This window comes from Burkholderia sp. CpTa8-5 (genome assembly GCF_017815045.1).
GTDB lineage: Bacteria > Pseudomonadota > Gammaproteobacteria > Burkholderiales > Burkholderiaceae > Burkholderia > Burkholderia sola.
Window position 1 is genome coordinate 108,304 of sequence record NZ_JAGIQD010000012.1, and the last position, 18,981, is coordinate 127,284.

General features: G+C 67.1%; 17 protein-coding genes. 5 read left to right on the forward strand and 12 right to left on the reverse strand.

The annotated features are described in order from the left end of the window. Positions 1 to 2: 2 nt before the first annotated feature. Genes J8I35_RS19710 through J8I35_RS19720 form a run of 3 tightly spaced genes read right to left on the reverse strand, consistent with a single transcriptional unit; the run spans position 3 to position 4,535 of the window. Positions 3 to 1,148: an acyl-CoA dehydrogenase family protein gene (locus tag J8I35_RS19710; RefSeq protein ID WP_209926656.1), complete on the reverse strand. Its 1,146-nt coding sequence runs from the start codon at positions 1,146 to 1,148 to the stop codon at positions 3 to 5. Between the two features lie 13 nt (positions 1,149 to 1,161). Beyond that, positions 1,162 to 2,370 carry an acyl-CoA dehydrogenase family protein gene (locus J8I35_RS19715; RefSeq protein ID WP_209926658.1) on the reverse strand — a complete coding sequence of 403 codons (1,209 nt, stop codon included), beginning with the start codon at positions 2,368 to 2,370 and terminating at the stop codon, positions 1,162 to 1,164. 29 nt (positions 2,371 to 2,399) lie between these two features. Further along, complete coding sequence (locus J8I35_RS19720; RefSeq protein WP_209926660.1) at positions 2,400 to 4,535, reverse strand: 3-hydroxyacyl-CoA dehydrogenase NAD-binding domain-containing protein; 2,136 nt, start codon at positions 4,533 to 4,535, stop codon at positions 2,400 to 2,402. 258 nt (positions 4,536 to 4,793) lie between these two features. Between J8I35_RS19720 and J8I35_RS19725 the strand changes: the two genes are divergently transcribed. Continuing rightward, positions 4,794 to 5,756, forward strand: coding sequence for a LysR family transcriptional regulator (locus J8I35_RS19725; protein ID WP_209926663.1), 963 nt, complete (start codon positions 4,794 to 4,796; stop codon positions 5,754 to 5,756). An 87-nt stretch (positions 5,757 to 5,843) separates the two neighbouring features. Then, positions 5,844 to 7,718, forward strand: coding sequence for a gamma-glutamyltransferase (ggt, locus tag J8I35_RS19730; RefSeq protein ID WP_209926665.1), 1,875 nt, complete (start codon positions 5,844 to 5,846; stop codon positions 7,716 to 7,718). A 56-nt stretch (positions 7,719 to 7,774) separates the two neighbouring features. Here the strand turns inward: ggt and J8I35_RS19735 are convergent, their stop codons facing one another. The 3 genes from J8I35_RS19735 to tauA are packed head-to-tail and all read right to left on the reverse strand — an operon-like array spanning position 7,775 to position 10,594. Continuing rightward, positions 7,775 to 8,740 (reverse strand): ABC transporter permease subunit, encoded by a 966-nt coding sequence (locus J8I35_RS19735; protein ID WP_209926724.1) that lies wholly within the window; start codon positions 8,738 to 8,740, stop codon positions 7,775 to 7,777. Further along, positions 8,740 to 9,537: an ATP-binding cassette domain-containing protein gene (locus J8I35_RS19740; protein ID WP_209926666.1), complete on the reverse strand. Its 798-nt coding sequence runs from the start codon at positions 9,535 to 9,537 to the stop codon at positions 8,740 to 8,742. Before J8I35_RS19740 ends, J8I35_RS19735 begins: the two co-directional genes overlap by 1 nt. A 40-nt stretch (positions 9,538 to 9,577) precedes the next feature. After that, positions 9,578 to 10,594 (reverse strand): taurine ABC transporter substrate-binding protein, encoded by a 1,017-nt coding sequence (gene tauA, locus J8I35_RS19745; protein ID WP_209926668.1) that lies wholly within the window; start codon positions 10,592 to 10,594, stop codon positions 9,578 to 9,580. Between the two features lie 688 nt (positions 10,595 to 11,282). Between tauA and J8I35_RS19750 the strand changes: the two genes are divergently transcribed. Both J8I35_RS19750 and J8I35_RS19755 read left to right on the forward strand, forming a co-directional pair. Beyond that, the gene (locus J8I35_RS19750) at positions 11,283 to 11,951 is read left to right on the forward strand and encodes a hypothetical protein (RefSeq protein ID WP_209926670.1); all 669 of its coding nucleotides are present in this window, start codon (positions 11,283 to 11,285) and stop codon (positions 11,949 to 11,951) included. A 64-nt stretch (positions 11,952 to 12,015) separates the two neighbouring features. Then, complete coding sequence (locus J8I35_RS19755) at positions 12,016 to 12,429, forward strand: hypothetical protein (protein ID WP_124640419.1); 414 nt, start codon at positions 12,016 to 12,018, stop codon at positions 12,427 to 12,429. Positions 12,430 to 12,648: 219 nt separating this feature from the next. Here J8I35_RS19755 and lipA read toward each other — a convergent pair whose 3' ends face one another. From lipA to J8I35_RS19770, 3 genes are all read right to left on the reverse strand, one after another. Next, positions 12,649 to 13,632, reverse strand: a complete 984-nt coding sequence (gene lipA, locus J8I35_RS19760; RefSeq protein ID WP_209926672.1) for a lipoyl synthase — start codon at positions 13,630 to 13,632, stop codon at positions 12,649 to 12,651. Then, positions 13,625 to 14,380, reverse strand: a complete 756-nt coding sequence (lipB, locus tag J8I35_RS19765; RefSeq protein ID WP_209926673.1) for a lipoyl(octanoyl) transferase LipB — start codon at positions 14,378 to 14,380, stop codon at positions 13,625 to 13,627. The genes lipA and lipB overlap by 8 nt, the downstream gene beginning before the upstream one ends. 84 nt (positions 14,381 to 14,464) lie before the next feature. Continuing rightward, the gene (locus J8I35_RS19770; RefSeq protein ID WP_050018167.1) at positions 14,465 to 14,791 is read right to left on the reverse strand and encodes a DUF2917 domain-containing protein; all 327 of its coding nucleotides are present in this window, start codon (positions 14,789 to 14,791) and stop codon (positions 14,465 to 14,467) included. Between the two features lie 102 nt (positions 14,792 to 14,893). Between J8I35_RS19770 and J8I35_RS19775 the strand changes: the two genes are divergently transcribed. Next, positions 14,894 to 15,883 carry a transcriptional regulator GcvA gene (locus J8I35_RS19775; RefSeq protein ID WP_006485238.1) on the forward strand — a complete coding sequence of 330 codons (990 nt, stop codon included), beginning with the start codon at positions 14,894 to 14,896 and terminating at the stop codon, positions 15,881 to 15,883. 22 nt (positions 15,884 to 15,905) lie between these two features. Here J8I35_RS19775 and J8I35_RS19780 read toward each other — a convergent pair whose 3' ends face one another. The 3 genes from J8I35_RS19780 to J8I35_RS19790 are packed head-to-tail and all read right to left on the reverse strand — an operon-like array spanning position 15,906 to position 18,499. Then, the gene (locus tag J8I35_RS19780) at positions 15,906 to 16,214 is read right to left on the reverse strand and encodes a YbeD family protein (RefSeq protein WP_204493675.1); all 309 of its coding nucleotides are present in this window, start codon (positions 16,212 to 16,214) and stop codon (positions 15,906 to 15,908) included. Beyond that, complete coding sequence (locus J8I35_RS19785; RefSeq protein ID WP_050018154.1) at positions 16,214 to 17,140, reverse strand: D-amino acid aminotransferase; 927 nt, start codon at positions 17,138 to 17,140, stop codon at positions 16,214 to 16,216. The genes J8I35_RS19780 and J8I35_RS19785 overlap by 1 nt, the downstream gene beginning before the upstream one ends. Positions 17,141 to 17,188: 48 nt before the next feature. Further along, positions 17,189 to 18,499 (reverse strand): D-alanyl-D-alanine carboxypeptidase family protein, encoded by a 1,311-nt coding sequence (locus J8I35_RS19790; RefSeq protein WP_124593438.1) that lies wholly within the window; start codon positions 18,497 to 18,499, stop codon positions 17,189 to 17,191. Positions 18,500 to 18,981 lie beyond the last annotated feature (482 nt).

The following is an 18,981-nucleotide window of genomic DNA, read 5'->3' on the forward strand; positions in this document are numbered from 1 at the left end:
GCTTATTGTTTCGACAGCGCGATGTAGCGCGCGAGGTGGTGATCCTCGTCGCCGAGCTGATGATCGATCATCACGAGACGCTTCGCGTAATGCGACAGCGGCAGCTCCCACGTCATCCCGATCCCGCCATGCAGCTGGATGCTTTCTTCCGCGACCAGCGTGCCGATCCGGCCGATGCTGTATTTCGCCGCCGAGAGCGCGCGCTCGCGCACCGCGCGCGGCGCATCGAGCTGCGCGGCCGCGTTGATCACCGCCGAACGCGCCTGCTCGACTTCGAGCAGCAGGTCGGCCATCCGGTGCTGCAGCGCCTGGAAGCTGCCGATCGGCAATCCGAACTGCTTGCGCGTGCGCAGGTAGTCGAGCGTGTGCGCCTTTGCGGCGTCCATCGCGCCGAGCGCTTCCGCCGACAGCGCGAGCAGCCCGTAGCCGAGCACGCGTTCGAGCAGTTCGGCGCCCGCTTCGCCGTCGAGTGCATCCGGCGCGCCGAGCGCGGCATCGGCCGGCAGCGCGACACGCTCGAAGCGCACTTCGGCCGCGCGACCGCCGTCGATCTTCCTGTAATCGCGCAGCGACACGCCCGGCGCATCGGCCGGCACGACGAACAGGCCGATGCCGGCCGCGTCGTCGTCGTTGCCCGACACGCGCGCGCTGACGACGAAGAACGCCGCCTGCGCGGCCTGGTCGACGACGCCCTTCGCGCCCGTCAGCACCCAGCCGTCGCCCGACCGTTCGGCGCGCGTGCGCACCGTCGTCAGCTCGTAGTGCGAGCCCGGTTCGTCGTGCGCGAATGCGGCGCTCGCGCTGCCGTCGATCAGCGCGGCGAGCCGCTCGCGATGCGCATCGCCGCCGGCGAGCGCCAGCGCACGGCCCGCGAGCAGCGCGCCGAGGAACGGCTCGACGACGAGCCCGCGTCCGAGGCATTCGAACACCACGGCGATGTCGAAGCCCGCGCCGCCGAAGCCGCCGTCGGCTTCGGCAAACAGCGCGCCGACCGTGCCGAGTTCGGCGAAGCGCTGCCACATCGCGCGGTCGAAGCCTTCGGCCGACTGCGCGATGCGGTCGCGCACCGGGAACGCGTACTGTTCGGCGATGAAGCGGTTCAACGTGTCCGCCAGCATCCGGCGGTCTTCTGTGTGCTGGAAATCCATCGTCGCGTCCCTCTTACAGCCCGAGCATCATCTTCGCGATGATGTTCTTCTGGATCTCGTTCGAGCCGCCGAAGATCGACAGCTTGCGGTTGTTGAAATACTGCTGCGCGGCGCTCGCGGCTTCATCGGGGCCGACCGGTTCGCCGGCATAATCGGCGTCGAGCGCGTCGTCGACGAACGGCTGCGCGTACGGCCCCATCGCGCGGCGCATCAGCGCGGTGATCTCCTGGCGGATCTGCGTGCCGCGGATCTTCAGCATCGAACTTTCCGCGCCCGGCACGCCGCCGCCCGCGACCGCGGCCAGCACGCGCAGGTTGGTCGTGCGCATGTTTTCGAGCTCGATCTCGACGCGCGCGACGCGTGCCGCGAAGAACGGATCGTCGGCGAGCGGCCGGCCGTTCTTCGTGACCTTCGCGGCGACCGCGCGCAGCCGGTCGAGGGCCGCAGTCGAGAAGCCGATCCCGGCGATGTTGGTGCGCTCGTACGTGAGCAGGTATTTCGCGTAGGTCCAGCCGCGGTTCTCTTCGCCGACGAGGTTCTCCACGGGCACGCGCACGTCGGTGAAGAACACCTCGTTCACCTCGTGCTCGCCGTCGAGCGTGATGATCGGGCGCACTTCGACGCCCGGCGTGTTCATGTCGATCAGCAGGAAGCTGATGCCTTCCTGCTTGCGCACGTCGGTCGCGGTGCGCACGAGGCAGAAGATCATGTTCGCGTAGTGGCCGAGCGTGGTCCATGTCTTCTGGCCGTTCACGACGTAGTGATCGCCCTGCGCGTCCACACCCCGCACCGCGCTCGTCTTCACCGCCGCGAGGTCGGAACCGGCGCCCGGCTCCGAATAGCCCTGGCACCACCAGTCGGTACCGTCGAGAATGCGCGGCAGCCAGTGGCGCTTCTGCGCTTCGCTGCCGTACTTGATCAGCACGGGGCCGAGCATGTTCACGCCGAACGGCACGATGCGCGGCGCACCGGCGAGCGCGCATTCGTTGTCGAACAGGAACTTCTGCGCGACGCTCCAGCCGGGGCCGCCGTATTCGCGCGGCCAGTGACTCGCGAGCCAGCCGCGCGCGTTGAGGATCGCATGCCATTCGCGCATGTCGTCGCGCGTCAGGTGCAGGCCGCCCTTCACCTTGCGCGCAATGCGCTCCGGCAGTTCGGCTTGCAGGAAGCGCTGCACTTCCGTGCGGAACGCTTCCTCTTCGGGAGTGAAATTAAGGTCCATCGTGGGTCCGTGGCGAATGCGGTGGGCGTTCAGTCGATGCGGTTCAGGCTCGCGAAATCCGCGCCGCGCGCGACGAGATCGACGAGCAGCGGCGACGGCTTCCAGAACAGCGGATCTTCGTTCGCGAACGCGCGGATATCGGCGAGCACGTTCGCGAGGCCGACCGTGTCCGCGTAGTGCATCGGGCCGCCGCGATAGCGCGGAAAGCCGTAGCCGTACAGGAACACCGCGTCGACATCGAGCGGACGCAGCGCGATCTTCTCGTGCACGACGTTCGCGCCTTCGTTGATCATCGCGGCGAGGTAGCGGCGCAGGATCTCGTCATCGGTGAACGTGCGCGGCGTGACGCCCTTCTTCGCACGCTCTGCCGCGACGATCGCGTCGACTTCCGGGTCGGGCGTGCCGACGCGCGCGCCGTCCGGATACAGGTAGTAGCCGCGGCCGGTCTTCTGCCCGAACCAGCCGCGCTCGCACAGCCGGTCGGAAATCTCGACGTAGCGCGCGTTCGGATCGCGCGTCGCCGCGCGGCGCTTGCGGGTCGCCCAGCCGATGTCGCCGCCCGCGAGATCGACCACCTGAAACGGGCCCATCGGGAAGCCGAATTCGCGCACCGCGCGATCGATCTGGTACGGCGACGCGCCGTCTTCCATCAGGTAGTCGGCGGCAGTGCGATAGACGGCGAGGATCCGGTTGCCGATGAAGCCGTCGCACACGCCCGCGCGCACCGGCGTCTTCTTCAGTTGCTTCGCCAGCGCGAACGCGGTCGCGACGACGTCCGCGCTCACGCGCGCCGGCACGACGATCTCGAGCAGCTTCATCACGTTGGCCGGCGAGAAGAAATGCAGGCCGATCACGTCGGCCGGCCGGTCGATGCTCGCGGCCAGTTCGTCGATGTCGAGATACGACGTGTTGGTCGCGAGTACCGCCCCCGGCTTGCACACGCGCGCAAGCTCGGTGAACACGGCCTGCTTCACGGCCATGTCCTCGAACACGGCCTCGATCACGACGTCGGCCTGCGCGAGCGCGTCGTACGACGTACTGCCCTTGAAGCGCGCGAGCCGGGCCGCGTGCGCGGCCGGCGTCATCCGGCCTTTCGCGACGAGGCCGTCGTACACCTTCTCGACGTGCGCACGGCCGCGCGCGAGCGACGCGTCGTCGCGCTCGATCATCGTCACCGGCAGCCCGGCGTCGAGCGCCGCGACCGCGATGCCCGCGCCCATCGTGCCGCCGCCGACCACGCCGATCCGCTCGACCGGCCGTGCGCTCGCGCGCCGCGCCTCGGGCGCCTTCGCCGCTTCGCGCTCCGCGAAGAACGCATGCACGAGGCCCGCGCGCTGCGGGCTGTCGATGCACTGCAGGAACAGGCTGCGTTCGTACTTCATCCCGGCGTCGAACGACTGCGTGAGCGCGGCCTCGACCGCGTCGACGATCTTCGCCGGCGAGAAGAGCCCGCGCGACCTCTTCGGCAATTCCGCGCGCGCCGCGTCGATCGCGGCCTGCGCGGCCGCGCGGTCGGCCAGGCCCTGCGCGTCGCGCGTGCGGCGCACCGGCGCGCCGAGCGACACGAGTTCCTGCGCATAGGCGAGCCCTTCGGCGAGCGTGTCGTCGCTGTGCGCGATGCGATCGACGAGGCCGAGCACGAGCGCTTCGTCGGCGCTCGCATGGCGGCCCGTCAGCATCAGGTCGAGCGCGGCCTTCGCGCCGATCAGGCGCGGCGCGCGCTGCGTGCCGCCCGCGCCGGGCAGCAGGCCGAGCGTCACTTCGGGCAGCCCGAGCTTCGCGCCGGGCACCGCGAGCCGGTAATGGGCGGCCAGCGCGACTTCGAGGCCGCCGCCGAGCGTCGCGCCGTGCAGCGCGACCACGACCGGCTTGGCACCCGATTCGATCCGCTCGCACACGTCGGGCAGCGACGGCGGCACGGGCGGCTTGCCGAATTCCCGGATGTCGGCGCCCGCGATGAAGTTGCGGCCGGCGCCGACGATCAGCACCGCGCGAATCGCGTCGTCGGCCTGCGCGGCGTCGATCGCGTCGGCGAGGCCGCGCCGCACGTCGGCGGACAGCGCGTTGACGGGCGGATGGTCGATCGTGACGACGAGCACCTTGTCGCGCCGTTCGCGCGTGACGGCGCCGGTGGCGGATGTTTCGGGGGAAGCGGGTGAATTCATCGTGTCTCCAGGTGCGGTGCGCCGGGCGGAGCCGCGCGCCAGGCCGGCGGGCGACGCCGGTTCGCGAGCGGGCTCCCGCTCGGCGGGCAACGGTCCGGCGCGGTGGCCGGGCATGACTCGATTCTCGATTGATCGAGATTCATTGACAATTCCCGCACGCCTTTACAAGCTGTCAAGTCTGACTTGACATTGAATGCTTTCGAACCGTTTCGGCCCGTTATTTCGGCTCGTTAGCGGGACGGATCAGGAGACACCCGCATGGACCTGAACGCGCTGACGCTGCTCGTCGAGATCCTCGACGCCGGCAATCTCAGCAAAGCCGCGCAGCGACTCAAGATGAGCCGCGCGAACGTCAGCTACCGCTTGAACCAGCTCGAACGCTCGATCGGCCAACAGCTCGTGCGCCGCACGACGCGGCGCATGGAGCCGACCGAGATCGGGCTGAAGCTGTACGAGCACGGCCGGCGCATCCGCAACGAACTGCTCGCCGCGCAGGAATCGGTGACGACGCTCGGCCAGGACCTGCAGGGCCGCGTGCGGCTGTCGGTGCCGAGCGGCTACGGGCAGATGGTGATGTCCGACTGGCTGCTCGCGTTCAAGCGGCGGCATCCAGGCATCGTGCTCGACGTCGTGTTCGAGAATCGTGTGGAAGACCTGATGCGCGACGAAGTCGACATCGCGATCCGCGTGATGTCCGAGCCGCCGCAGAACCTCGTCGCGCGCGACATGGGCGCGGTGCGCTACGTCGCATGCGCGTCGCCCGCGTTCGCGGCCGCGCACGGGATGCCCTCGAGCCTCGGTGCGCTGGCCGCAGCTCCCGTCGTCACCGCGACGGTGCTGGGCCGGCAGTTGCGAATCGCCGCGTATCTCGGCGACGAGCGCCACGAGGTGCTGCTCGAACCGACGCTGATTTCGGAGAACTTCCTGTTCCTGCGCCAGGCGATCCTCGCGGGGATCGGCGTCGGCATCGTGCCCGACTACGTGATGCAGGACGACCTGCGGCACGGCGCCGTCGTCACGTCGCTCGATGCGTACCGGCTCAGCATCTTCGGCACCCACATGTACATGCTCTACATGCCGAACCGCCACCACACGCGCGCGACGTCGACGTTCATAGAGTTCATCCTCGAACAGGCCGGAAAGACCGGCCGGGGCGGGCCCGGCGGGATGCGTCAGGGTTTCCTGTCGGATGACAAGCCGCCGGGCGCACGGCGACAATAGCGCGCCGGGGCGGGCAGCGCCGTTGCGCCCGCACCGATGTCAACGTCAACGCCGCTCTCCTTCGAATTCACTGCTGCCGAGGGTTCCATGTTCGACCGGATTCGTCCGCATTCGCGTCCCTGGACGCTGCTCGCCGCCGTCGCGCTCGTCGCGTTGAACGCCGGCTGCACGTCCCCGTCCGCGCCGTCGGGCGCCGTCGTCCCGGTCGCCGCCGCATCGGGCGCGGCCGTCCCGCTGCCCGGCGTTCATGCGCCCGAACTGTCGTCCGGCTGGACCGACAAGCCGGGCTGGACCTCGCAGCACTTCATGATCGCGGCCGCGAACCCGCTCGCGACGCAAGCCGGCTACGACATGCTGAAGGCCGGCGGCACCGCGATCGACGCGGCGATCGCGACGCAGATGGTGCTCGCGCTGGTCGAGCCGCAATCGTCGGGGCTCGGCGGCGGCGCCTTCATGCTGTATTTCGACGGCAAGTCGACGCAGGCGTACGACGGCCGCGAAACCGCACCGGCCGCCGCGACCGACCGGCTGTTCTACGGCCCGACCGGCCAGCCGATGAGCTTTTACGAAGGTGTCGTCGGCGGGCGTTCGGTGGGCACGCCGGGCGTGCTGCGCATGCTCGACGCCGCGCACCGCGCACACGGCAAGCTGCCGTGGCGCCGGCTGTTCCAGCCGGCCATCCGGCTCGCCGAGCGCGGCTTCACGATCAGCCCGCGCCTCGCGATGCTGATCGCGAACGACAAGTACCTGAGCAGCGATCCGGCCGCGCGTGCGTACTTCTACAACAAGGACGGCTCGCCGAAGGCGGCCGGCACGGTGCTGAAGAACCCCGCGCTCGCGACCGTGCTGCGCCAGGTCGCCGACCACGGCGCGAATGCGTTCTACACCGGTGCGATCGCGCGCGACATCGTCGCGAAGGTGCGCAAGCATCCGACCAACCCGGGCCTGCTGTCGCTGCAGGATCTCACACGCTACAAGGCAAAGGTGCGTGCGCCGCTGTGTACCGATTACCGGCGCTCGGTCGTGTGCGGGATGCCGCCGCCGTCGTCGGGCGGCCTCGCGATCGCGCAGATGCTCGGCATCCTCGAAGCGATGCCCGACTGGCAGCAGATCGGCGCGCAGAAGCCGGTGCGCAACGACGTCGGCTACGAGCCGACACCGTTCGCCGCCCACCTGTTCAGCGAAGCCGGGCGCCTCGCGTATGCGGACCGCGCCCGCTACGTGGCCGATCCCGATTTCGCGCCGCTGCCGGGCGGCAACTGGGCGAGCCTCACCGACAAGACCTATCTCGCGCAGCGCGCGCGGCTGATCGGCGACAGCAGCATGGGCGTCGCGCAGGCCGGCACGCCGCAAGGCGCGACGCTCGCGCTGGCCGACGACCGCAGCCCCGAATTGCCGTCGACGTCCGACATCGCGATCGTCGACCGCTACGGCCAGGCGCTGTCGATGACGACCAGCGTCGAGGATGCGTTCGGCTCGCGGCTGATGGTGCGCGGCTTCATGCTGAACAACCAGCTCACCGATTTCTCGTTCGTGTCGAACGACAACGGCCGGCCGGTCGCGAACCGCGTGCAGCCCGGCAAGCGACCGCGCTCGGCGATGTCGCCGGAACTCGTGTTCGACAAGAAGACGAAGCAGGTGACGATGATCGTCGGCTCGGCCGGCGGCCCCGCGATCATCAATCACGTCGCGAAGACGCTGGTCGGCGTGCTCGACTGGGGGATGACGATGCAGCAGGCGATCGCGCTGCCGAACTTCGGGTCGATGAACGGGCCGACGCAGCTCGAGCGCGACCGCGTGTCGGACGCGCTCGCCGACGGGCTGAAGGGTCGCGGGCACGACGTGCGAATCGTCGAGATGAACTCGGGGCTGCAGGGGATCCAGCGGCTGAACGTGCAGGGGCAGACGGTGTGGTTCGGCGGGGCGGACCCGCGGCGGGAAGGGGTGGCGATGGGCGATTGAGCGCGAAAGGCGCGGGCGGCGAGTACGCGCTCGTTGCCCGTGCCGTCAGCGTGACGTCACCCTCGCCCCTTCCACGGCACCACCCGCCGCTCGACCCACCGCATCGCGAGATCGAACAGCCACGCGATCGCGCCGATGAGCAGGATGCCCATCACGACGATGTCGGTGCGCAGGAAGCTCGACGCATTGAGCACCATTTGCCCGAGCCCGGCCGTCGCGGCGACCATCTCGGCCGCGACGAGCGTCGTCCAGCCGAACCCGATCGCGATCCGCAGCCCCGTGAGGATTTCCGGCAGCGCGGCCGGCAGCACCACATGGCGCACGATCTGCGCGAAGCTCCCGCCGAGCGAATACGCGGCGTTGATCTGCTCGACCGTCGCGGCGCGCACGCCGGCGCGCGCGGCCATCGCGATCGGCGCGAAGCACGCGAGGAAGATCACGACGAGCTTCGCCGTTTCGTCGATGCCGAACCAGATCACGACGAGCGGCAGGTATGCGAGCGGCGGCAGCGGCCGGTAGAACTCCAGCAGCGGATCGAGCACGCCGCGTGCAAGGCGGCTCACGCCCATCAGGATGCCGGCCGGCACGCCGATCGCGGTGGCAAGCAGGAACGCGCCGAACACGCGCGCGGCGCTCCACAGCAGGTGGTCGGACAACGGCAGACCGCCCTGGATGCGGCCTTGCCACGCATCGACGAATGCGGTCCACACGGCTTCCGGCGCGGGCAGGAACAGCGGCGGCAGCCACTGGAAATGCGTCGCGACCCACCAGAGCGCAGCCAGTGCCGCGATCGTCGCGGCGCTGAGCGCGGCCGTCTTCCCCTGCCCAGGCAACCGGTAGCGATGCGAGGCGCGCGCCGGACGCGGTACGTCGCGCCGCTGCGTATCGCGTCCGTCCGGCCCGAAACTCGCGGCCGCTCGATCGGCCGCCCAAGAATCCTGCGTACTCATGTCGTCCTGCCTGTGCAATGTACTGATCCGGCCGCGCCCGACGGACGCGCCGTGCCGCGCTAATTCGTGCATCACGCCGGCTCCGCGACCGCCTCGTCGCGATGCAGATACGCGATCAGCCGCTCGCGCCACGCGATGAAATCAGGCGACGACTTCACCGCGCGCGCATCGCGCGATTCGACATAGCGGCGCGCGAACGGCAGCTCGAAGGTTTCCGCGATCCGGCCGGGGCCGGGCGTCATCACGACGAGACGCGTCGCGAGAAACAGCGCCTCCTCAACATCATGCGTGATGAAGAACACCGTCTTGCCGGTGCGCGCCCATACGTCGAGCACGAGCGCCTGCATCGTGCCGCGCGTCATCGCGTCGAGCGCGCCCATCGGCTCGTCCATCAGCAGCACGCGCGGATCGCTCGCGAGCGCACGCGCGATGCCGACGCGCTGCTGCATCCCGCCGGAGAGCTCATACACGCGCGCATGCGCATGGCGCTCGAGCCCGACGAGCGCGAGCATCTCTTTCGCGCGCGCTTCGCGTTCGGCTTTCGACACGCGCGCGAAACGCAGCCCGAGCGCGACGTTGTCGAGCACGTCGAGCCACGGCAGCAACGCGTATTTCTGGAACACGACGCCGCGATCCGCGCCGGGGCCCGTGACCGGCACGCCGTCGACGCATACGTCGCCGGCCGTCGGCGCGACGAAGCCGGCCATGCAGTTCAGCAGCGTCGTCTTCCCGCATCCGGACGCACCGAGCGCGACGACGAATTCACCGGACTCGATGCGCAGGTCGACGCGCGCGAGCGCCTGCGTCGTCGGCCTGCCGCGTTCGCCCGGATACGCAACCGACACCTGACGGACTTCCAGCGTGCTCATGATCGAAGGGCTCCGCGACGAGTGGGCTGAACGGCCATGCTCAGCGCGCGGCCTTCTGCACGAACTGCGGATCGACGCCGGCCGAATAGTCGGCGAGCACCGTCTGGATCGTGCCTTGCGATTTAAGGAATGCAGCCGTGGCCGCGAGCGACTTCGCGGCGCCCGATTGCGCGCCGCCGCCGAGCCACGTCGGCGAAGCCTGTTCGGCCGCCGTCGGGAACGCGTAGAGCGCGAGGCTGGCCGGCACGTCCTGCGCATTCGCGCCGGACACCTTCGCGACCGCCGCGACCTGCGGCGAGCCGACCTTCCACGCCGCCGCATGCGCGCGGTAGTCGGCGTCAGCCGCCGCGAGCACCTTCACGAAGCGCGCGACGAACTCGGGGTTCTCGCGCGCGAACTTGCGGCTCACGACGAAGCCGTCGAAGGTCGACTTGCCACTTTCTTTCGCCACCTGCCCCGACGTCGTCAACACGGTGCCCGACTGCTTGACCTTCGCGAGCACCGGATCCCAGATATAGGTCGCGTCGATGTCGCCGCGTGCCCACGCGGCCGCGACTTCGGGCGGACGCAGGTTGACGATCTTCACGTCGTTCGGATTGACGCGCGCGGCCTGCAGCGCGACGAGCGTATGGAAGTGCGACGTTGACACGAACGGTACGCCGATCTTCTTGCCCTTCAACCCGGCGACGCTGGTCACGCCCGAACCGTTGCGCGCGACGAGTGCCTCGGCGTCGTTGATGTTGTCGAGCACCCAGAACAGCGAGATGTCGAGCCCCTGCGACAGGCCGGCCGCGATCGGGCTCGACCCGGCCTCGCCGAGCTGTACGGAGCCGGACGCGAGCGCGCGGATCACGTCGGCGCCGCTGTCGAGCTTGCGGAACCTGACCTTGTAGCCGGTCGCCTTTTCGACTTCACCGCTCGCTTGCGCATAGCGCCACGGCACGACCATGTCCTGGTACGCGATCACGACTTCGCGCGATTCGGCGTGCGCCGCGCCAAGCGCGGCAAAGGCGGTCAGCGCGACGACGGCGCGGCGGATGAAGCTGAAACGGGACATGCGGCTCTCCTTCGAATGCGGGCGTTGCTGGGAGAGCCGACTTTACGGGCTTTGCGTGCGGCGGGAGCGAACTTATCCTGCGAAGCTATCGATGATGTTTCAGCTTTGCTTTTCACGCTGGATTGGATCGCGCGTCCGGTCGGGTGGCGATTGTCGTGCGGAAGCGGGGTACTGCAGCGCATACGCAGTGTGCGTTAGTCGACGCGAGATCGTAGCTCAACTTCGAAGCGTTGCATGCCGCGTGCATCCGACGGGAAAAATCGACAAAACCGCGAGGCATCGAAAACATTCGGACTCCCGGATTTTTAGTACCTATCTGATTGCTGCGCCGCATGCCACCGTGATAATTCTTCATCTGTTGCGAAAACAGGTGACGCGCATGAAACGGTACTTGCTTAAGGTAGGCGACAGGTCAACTACGGGTGGCGTCGTCATCGAGGGGATAGACAGTTGCACGCATCATGGCACTGCGCCGACTTTTGTTGGTGCTCAAGTCGTTTGTAACACGTGCCAGTCCACAGGTGTCATCGCAGCTCAGGCGCCGTTGCTGGCGCCAGGATAGGCGCTACAGCGGGCACGATGGTCGGTATTGAACTCGGGCCTGGTGCCGTAATAACCGGCGCCATCGGCTATTTCGGCGGCTCGATGATTGCCGATCAGATTCCAGATGAATGATGACGGAGGAGACGTGTCTTTCTTCAAGCGCAAGATTGACGAGTTGCAAACGAAGCGGGCGGTGCGGGAAAGTGTGAAGAGTCTCGAAGATGCCTTCGGAAGGTCGATTGGTGAATTGCAGACCATTTTCGGCTCCGGTGCGCTCGATCTCGAAAAGCAGCAAGTTCCTGTCTATCCCAAGTCGATATATCAAGGCGATGCAGGAATCAATGCTTTCGGGCTGGCTCATCATGTTCAGCCGGATCAGTTTCCGGCTTTGCTGAATCTCGTGCGACAAGGACGAAGCGAGGTTGCGCATTTTCACTTCATGCGCGAAGTCGGCGGGCAGCCACTGAGCACCATCATCTCCCCCAAATGGACGTTTGCAGAGCGAGTCGTGCGCTTGCTCTCCAACGATGTTGAGCTAATTGCCGAGCTCTCGGAGCAGGGCTTCCACCCTCCTCCTCCGTGGATCACGCTATATGAGTTTGGACCGGTTCTGCATGTCAGTCAGGGCGACCCTCACTACTGGCTGAACTATGTCTGGGACTCGTTCTGGGAAAGCCTGAGCCTGGATGAACAGACAGACTTTCTGGAAGCAGGCAGAAAAGAGACTGATGCCTATATCACGACCGAGGACTGGGAACTGTGGGTTGAGAGTATCAGAATGCGCGACGCCCGGTTTCGCATGCTTGAGGGCTAAAGGCACGCAAAGGGTGGAAAGGACGGACGGCAAAGCCAGCATGGCTGGTGTGACGGCAGGGACAATGAAGAACAAGTACAGCTTATTGCAAATGAGGGATGTCTGGATCGATGCCTATATAAGCGGCGACATCGATCAATTGAATTTTGTAGAAAGCGCCCACTTCTTCGTGAAACGACGAGATCGGATTCTGACCAAGGTCCAGCAAATAGCATCGATACAACGGCGCCTTGCCGAAAAGACTTGGCCGGATTGTGGTCCTCGGATCCACCAGGACATCACCGCGATCGTGGAAGACCATTCATGGGCATCGATTTCCGGTACAGGCTCGATGGCAAGCAACGGAAAAGACCTTACCCGATTTGACTATCTCGAACTATGGGTGGTCAACGAAAATCGATGGCAGATCGCCGCGCTTTGCTACGACGAGAAACGACGCGAAGCCGAAGGGGTTAAAGATAATTCGGACGAGGAATAGACATGGACAAACGCTTCCAACGGGGAGCCAATCCTCTGTCCCGAGCAGAGCGAACGCCTCTCCAATCACTGGCCGGTTATTTGCCCCGTACGATGCCGCGCCGAGGAAAAGGTATGTCACCCGTGCCCCCTTCTTCACCAGATTCCGATACGAAAAAGCCCGCATCGCGGCGGGCCTTATTCGACTGCACGAGTGCTGCAGAACCGGAGATTGCGACGCTCAGACCACCCCCGCCCCATGCGCCTGCAGATCGGCGTGATAGCTCGAGCGCACCATCGCGCCGACGGCCGCGTGCGTGAAGCCCATCTTGTACGCCTCTTCCTCGTACATCTTGAACGTATCCGGATGCACGTACGCCCGCACCGGCAGGTGGTGCTCCGACGGCTGCAGGTACTGGCCGATCGTCAGCATGTCGACGTCGTGCGCGCGCAGGTCGCGCATCACCTGCAGGATTTCCTCTTCGGTTTCGCCGAGGCCGACCATCAGGCCCGACTTCGTCGCGACGTCCGGATGCAGCGCCTTGAAGTCTTTCAAGAGCTTCAGCGAGTGCGCATAGTCCGAACCCGGGCGCGCTTCCTTGTACAGGCGCGGCACCGTTTCGAGGTTGTGGTTCATCACGTCCGGCGGGGCGGCGTTCAGGATCGAGATCGCGCGGTCGAGACGGCCGCGGAAGTCCGGCGTCAGGATCTCGATGCGCGTGTCCGGCGACTGCGCACGCGTTTCGCGAATGCACTCGACGAAGTGGGCGGCGCCGCCGTCGCGCAGGTCGTCGCGGTCGACGCTCGTGATCACCACGTACTTGAGCTTGAGCGCGGCGATCGTGCGCGCGAGGTTCTTCGGTTCATCCGCATCGAGCGGATCGGGACGGCCGTGGCCGACGTCGCAGAACGGGCAGCGGCGCGTGCACTTGTCGCCCATGATCATGAACGTCGCGGTGCCCTTGCCGAAGCATTCGCCGATGTTCGGGCAGCTCGCTTCCTCGCACACGGTATGCAGGTTGTGCTCGCGCAGGATCGTCTTGATCTCGTTGAAGCGCGAGCTGCCGGTGGCCGCCTTCACGCGGATCCACTCGGGCTTCTTCAGCTTTTCGATCGGAATGACCTTGATCGGGATGCGCGCCGTCTTCGCCTGCGCCTTCTGCTTGGCGGTCGGATCGTAGGCAGCCGAATCGGCCGGTGCGGGGGAAGCGGTAACGTCAGTCATTCGATTGTTCCAGTGCGTGCGGCTTGTCGGCGGCCGCGGATGCGCCGTCGAGGTTGGCGATCAGACGGCCCACCAGCGTGTGGGCGACGTCGTTCCAGTCGGCGGCAACCGCGAGGCTCGCCATGTCGACGGTTTCCAGTCCGGCATAGCCGCACGGGTTGATCGCGAGAAACGGGCGCAGATCCATCTTCACGTTCAGGCTCAGCCCGTGATAGCTGCAGCCGTTGCGGATCTTCAGGCCGAGGGCCGCGATTTTCGCGCCCTCGTGCACGCCGGATGCCACGTAGATCCCGGGCGCGCCCGCCTTGCGGACCGAAGCGAGATTATACGCCGCGAGGGTTTCGATCACGGCCTCCTCGATCTTCGTCACGAGTGTGCGCACCATCAGCTTGCGCCGGCGCAGGTCCAGCAGCAGGTAGACGACGATCTGGCCGGGGCCGTGGTAGGTGATTTGTCCGCCGCGGTCGACCTTGACGAGCGGCACGCCGCTGTCGGCCACCAGCAGGTGCGCCGGGTCGCCGGCCTGGCCGAGCGTGTAGACGGGCGGATGCTCGACCACCCAGATTTCGTCGCCGGTGTCGGCCGTGCGCGTGTCGGTGAACGCGCGCATCGCGTCGAAGCTCGCGTCGTACGCCTCGCGGCCCCGCCATCGCACGGTGACCGGCTGGGCCGGCTGAGCCGGGACTCCGGCGGGCGATGCGGAAACGGCGACAGGCGTGGACACGATGGAAACCGGCGAAACGGACATGGGCGGTAGTTTACCGAAAACCCGTGGGTCTCGCCGGCCTGGGGACGGGGACGGATCGCCGATATCCGTCGGATGAAACGATGGTCAGACGGTACGCCAGCCGTCGTGCAGCAGCGCGTTGACGCGTTCGCGCAGCCGGGACAGCCCGCCGAGCGCGACTTCCCGCGGCGGGCGCGACACCGAGAACGCGACGCATGCGCCCTCGCGGCCTTCCGCGCTGAGCCACAGCCGCTCGCCGCGGCGCAGCTTCAGCGTCTCGCCGTCGGCCAGGAAGTAGTCGTCGACGTCGTTGCTGCGCGTCGCCCAGACCGGCCCGCACTGGACGATCAGCCGCGTGCTGCGTTGCACCTTCATCGGCACGGTCTCGCCCGGGGGAATTTCGAAGGTGATGCTTGAAGAGATTTCTTGCATGATCGACTCCGCCAATAAGTGCTTCGATGACTACAATCGTAGTCACTTGAAGGTGTCCGACCAAACGACCAATTTTCACGTCGATGTGAGGAAAATTAGCAAATGGACCTCCGCCAGCTGCCGGCGCTGAACGCGATTCGCGCGTTCGAAGCCGCCGCCCGCCACGAGAACTTCTCGCGCGCCGCCGACGAGCTGTTCGTCACGCACGGCGCGGTCAGCCACCAGGTGCGCGCGCTCGAGGAAGAGCTCGGCGTGCAGCTGTTCACGCGCAACGGCAAGCGGCTGTGCCTGACCGACGCCGGCATGCGCTACGCGCAGCAGATCCGCACCGCGCTGATGGTGATCGCCGACGCGACGCGCGACGTGCGCGCGAGCGACCGCGACCGGCGGCTGGTGGTGTCGATGCTGTCGTCGTTCGCCGCGCGCTTCATCACGCCGCGCATCGGCACGTTCATCGAGCGGCACCCGGAAATCGACGTCGAGCTGCAGTCGACCAACTCGCTCACCGATTTCGCGCGCGACGACGTCGATCTGGCGATCCGCTTCGGCTTCGGCAGCTATCCGGGGCTGCACGTGGAGCCGCTGTTCGAGGAGGTGTTCTTTCCGGCGTGCGCGCCGACGCTGAACGGCGGCAAGCTGCCGCAGACGCCCGCCGATCTCGTGCACTACCCGCTGCTGCGCTCGGACGACGAGCTGTGGCGGCCGTGGTTCGACGCGGCCGGGCTCGATACGCTGACCGAGCCCAAGCGGGGGATCCTGTACCAGGATTCGTCGAACCTGCTGCTGGCCGCGATCGAAGGCCAGGGCATCGCGCTGGTGCGCCGCTCGCTCGCGGTGCACGACCTGCTCGACGGGCGCATCGTGCGCCTGTTCGACATCGACGGGCCGAGCCCGTGGCACTATTTTTTCGTGTGTCCGCCGCCGCTCTTGAACACGCCGCGCGTGCAGGCGTTCAGGACCTGGCTGTTCGAGGAAGTGGCCGAATACAAGCGGCTGTGCGACGAGCTGGACGCGCGGCGCGCGGCGGGAAAATGCCCCGCCGAGTGCGCGCTGGAGGGAGGATGGAAAGGGATCAGCGGCCGTTTGCGCTGACCCCGGACGCCGGAACGGGCGCTTAAAGCACGACCTTGACCATCGGATGGCCGGTCAGCGCACGGTAGATGTTGTCGAGCTGTTCCTGGCTCGTCGCGCGCACGGTGATCGTGAGGCCCGTGTAATTGCCGCCGCTCGACGCGCGCTCCTCGATTTTCTCGACGTCGATCTCGTTGTCGTGAACGGCCACGACCTTGAAGATCGTGTCCTTGAACTCGGGGTGCGCCTTGCCCATGATCTTGATCGGGAAATCGCACGGAAACTCCAGCAGCGACTCCTTCCGGGTCTCGATCGCGCCGGTGACCTCGATGGTTTTGGTCGGTTCGCTCATCATTTTCTCCGGGTTAGGTCAAACTGTTCAAACTCGCGTGCCTTCGCACGCTGGTACGCGTCATACAGCGCCGCGAACACGGGGCCCGGCTTGCCGCCCTGCACGGGCAGATCGTCGAGCGACGTCACAGGCAGGATTTCCTTGGTGGCCGACGTCAGCATGATCTCGTCGGCCGAGCGCAGCTCGACCTCGCTGATCTCGCGCGCGACGAACCGGATCCCGCATTCTTCGGCCAGTTGCTCGACCAGCGCGTAGCGGATCCCTTCGAGGATCTTGTTGCTGCGCGGCGGCGCGAACAGCTCGCCGTTCTTCACGATCCACACGTTCGACGACGAGCCTTCGGTCACGTTGTCGTCGCGCAGCTGGATCGTCTCGAACGCATCGCGTTCGGCCGCATGCTGCGCCATCAACACGTTGCCGAGCAGCGAGATCGACTTGATGTCGCAATGCAGCCAGCGGCGATCCTCGGCCGTCACGCAGCGCACGCCCTTCGCGCGCTCCGCTTCGGACGGCAGCCGCAGCGGGCTCGTCATCGCGAACACCGTCGGCACCGCGTTCGCCGGGAACGCATGGCCGCGCTTCGCGACGCCGCGCGTCACCTGCAAGTAGACGAGCGCGTTGCCGTCGGCGAGGCCTTCGGCGTTCGCCGCGACCACCCGCTCGATCAGCGCGCGCCAGCCCGCCGCATCGTGCGGGTTGTCGATGCCGATCTTCTTCAGGCTGCGCGCGAGCCGGTCCAGATGCTGTTCGATCCGGAACGGCACGTGCGCGCCGTCGTGCGCATAGACGGGGACGACTTCATACACGCCGTCGCCGAAGATGAACCCGCGGTCGAGCACCGGCACACGGGCTTCGGACAGCGGCACCAGTTCCTCCTGCGCCGAGACGCTGAGGTAGACGATCGGTTCGAATTCGGCTTGGCTCATAGCTTTGACAGATGGGGATGAAGTCGTGAAAACAAAGGCCCGTCGTGCTTACTTCTTCTTGCTGAACATCAGCAGGATCGAGTCCCAGATACGTCCGAAGATACCCGCTTCCGGCACCGCCTGCAGCGCGACGACCGGGAATTCGGACAGCGTCTTGCCGTCGGCGACGATCTTCACGGTGCCGACCTGCTGGCCTGCCGCGAGCGGCGCGATCAGCGGCGCGTTGACGTCGACCTCGGTCTTGACCTTGTCGCCGAGGCCGCGCGGCACGGTCGCCCACTGGTCGCCCTTCACGCCGACCTGCACGGTGTTGTCCTTGCCCTTGTAGACGCGCGGCGTCGAGATCGCCTGGCCGCCCTTGAACAGGCGCACCGAATCGAACGCGCTGTAGCCGTAGTTCAGCATCTTCATGCTGTCCTGCGTACGGTCGCTTTCCTTCTGCTCGCCCATCATCACCGACACGAGGCGGCGCTGGCCGTCGACGCCCGGGATCGCGCGCTTCGCCGATGCGATCAGGCAGTAACCGGCCGCCTGCGTGTGGCCCGTCTTCAGGCCGTCGACCGTCGGGTCGAGCCACAACAGACGGTTGCGGTTGCCCTGGCGGATGTTGTTGTACTTGAATTCCTTCTCCGAGAAGATGCCGTAGTACTGCGGAAAATCGCGGATCAGGTGAGCCGACAGCTTCGCGAGATCGCCGGCCGTCGTGTAGTGGTTCGGGTCGGGCATGCCGTTCACGTCGGCGAAATGCGTGCCCTTCATGCCGAGGCGCGCGGCCTCGTCGTTCATCAGCGTGACGAACTGCCCTTCGCTGCCGCCGACGAGTTCGGCCAGCGCGATCGCGGCGTCATTGCCCGACTGGATGATCATCCCGTACACGAGGTCGTGCACGGACACCGGCTTGTTCGCCTCGATGAACATGCGCGACTCGTCGCGGCCGACGCGGCGCACGGCTTCGCTCGGCGTGACGATCTGCTCCATCGAGATCTTCTTCTTGTCGAGCGCCTCGAACACGAGGTAGGCCGTCATCAGCTTCGTCAGCGACGCCGGCTCGACGCGTTCGTCCGCATTGCCCGATGCGAGCACCGTGTTGCTCGTCGCGTCGACGAGCACCCACGAGCGCGCGTTCACGCCCGGCGGCGGCACCGCGCCCGGCATGTAGGTCGCGGGCGCACCGGTGAACTGCTCGGCGGCCGGCGCCGCATGCGCGGCCTTGGCCTTGGCGGCCGGCTTCGCCTCGGCGACGACGATCGTCGATGCGAGCGCGACGGGCAGCATCACGCCGAGCGCGACGTTGCGCGCGGCGGTGCTGAAGGCGATGGAGGAAGCGAGGGACTTGAGGCCTTGGGAAGACAGACGCATGATCGATTCAGGCTGATGGCAGAAAGTGCGGTGCGAAACGCGCAGGGTTGAACGGCAAGGCGGCGGGCGTGTCGGGCGCTCGCCCGACACCGTCGGGCGACGCGAAACGCGCCGGTTGGACTCGTGCGGGCGCGTTCGGTTCGCGGCCGTCGCGAGCGGGCGGACAGGCGGCGAAACGAGCGCCGCATGGGCCCAGCCGGGCCGCGGGCAACGCGAAAGCGGCCATTATACGTGGCCGCGAACGGCGTTTTCGCGAACCGGGCAGCGGACGTCCGCAACCCCGTTGCGCGAGCATCGCACGGGAATGCGGCGGGCACGCGTGCTCGAAGCCGCGCGAAAGGCGTGCGCAGGCGGCGTGCAAGCCGGGTTGCGGCGCCATGCAGCAGGCGGGGCGCGGCGCGATGTCGCGTGAAGTTTCGGGAAGGGTCGCGCATCGTCCGGACGGGCGCCGGTGCGCGGTACGGACGCGGGCGCTTGCGCCG

What these genes read in the sequence shown, in the direction of transcription:
- J8I35_RS19710 (WP_209926656.1), bottom strand. Translation starts at nt 1,148, where the DNA reads ATGGATTTCCAGCACACAGAAGACCGCCGGATGCTGGCGGACACGTTG.
- J8I35_RS19725 (WP_209926663.1), top strand. Translation starts at nt 4,794, where the DNA reads ATGGACCTGAACGCGCTGACGCTGCTCGTCGAGATCCTCGACGCCGGC.
- ggt (WP_209926665.1), top strand. Translation starts at nt 5,844, where the DNA reads ATGTTCGACCGGATTCGTCCGCATTCGCGTCCCTGGACGCTGCTCGCC.
- J8I35_RS19790 (WP_124593438.1), bottom strand. Translation starts at nt 18,499, where the DNA reads ATGCGTCTGTCTTCCCAAGGCCTCAAGTCCCTCGCTTCCTCCATCGCC.
- tauA (WP_209926668.1), bottom strand. Translation starts at nt 10,594, where the DNA reads ATGTCCCGTTTCAGCTTCATCCGCCGCGCCGTCGTCGCGCTGACCGCC.
- lipB (WP_209926673.1), bottom strand. Translation starts at nt 14,380, where the DNA reads ATGTCCGTTTCGCCGGTTTCCATCGTGTCCACGCCTGTCGCCGTTTCC.
- J8I35_RS19780 (WP_204493675.1), bottom strand. Translation starts at nt 16,214, where the DNA reads ATGAGCGAACCGACCAAAACCATCGAGGTCACCGGCGCGATCGAGACC.
- J8I35_RS19775 (WP_006485238.1), top strand. Translation starts at nt 14,894, where the DNA reads ATGGACCTCCGCCAGCTGCCGGCGCTGAACGCGATTCGCGCGTTCGAA.
- J8I35_RS19720 (WP_209926660.1), bottom strand. Translation starts at nt 4,535, where the DNA reads ATGAATTCACCCGCTTCCCCCGAAACATCCGCCACCGGCGCCGTCACG.
- J8I35_RS19770 (WP_050018167.1), bottom strand. Translation starts at nt 14,791, where the DNA reads ATGCAAGAAATCTCTTCAAGCATCACCTTCGAAATTCCCCCGGGCGAG.
- J8I35_RS19785 (WP_050018154.1), bottom strand. Translation starts at nt 17,140, where the DNA reads ATGAGCCAAGCCGAATTCGAACCGATCGTCTACCTCAGCGTCTCGGCG.
- J8I35_RS19715 (WP_209926658.1), bottom strand. Translation starts at nt 2,370, where the DNA reads ATGGACCTTAATTTCACTCCCGAAGAGGAAGCGTTCCGCACGGAAGTG.
- lipA (WP_209926672.1), bottom strand. Translation starts at nt 13,632, where the DNA reads ATGACTGACGTTACCGCTTCCCCCGCACCGGCCGATTCGGCTGCCTAC.
- J8I35_RS19755 (WP_124640419.1), top strand. Translation starts at nt 12,016, where the DNA reads ATGAAGAACAAGTACAGCTTATTGCAAATGAGGGATGTCTGGATCGAT.
- J8I35_RS19740 (WP_209926666.1), bottom strand. Translation starts at nt 9,537, where the DNA reads ATGAGCACGCTGGAAGTCCGTCAGGTGTCGGTTGCGTATCCGGGCGAA.
- J8I35_RS19735 (WP_209926724.1), bottom strand. Translation starts at nt 8,740, where the DNA reads ATGCACGAATTAGCGCGGCACGGCGCGTCCGTCGGGCGCGGCCGGATC.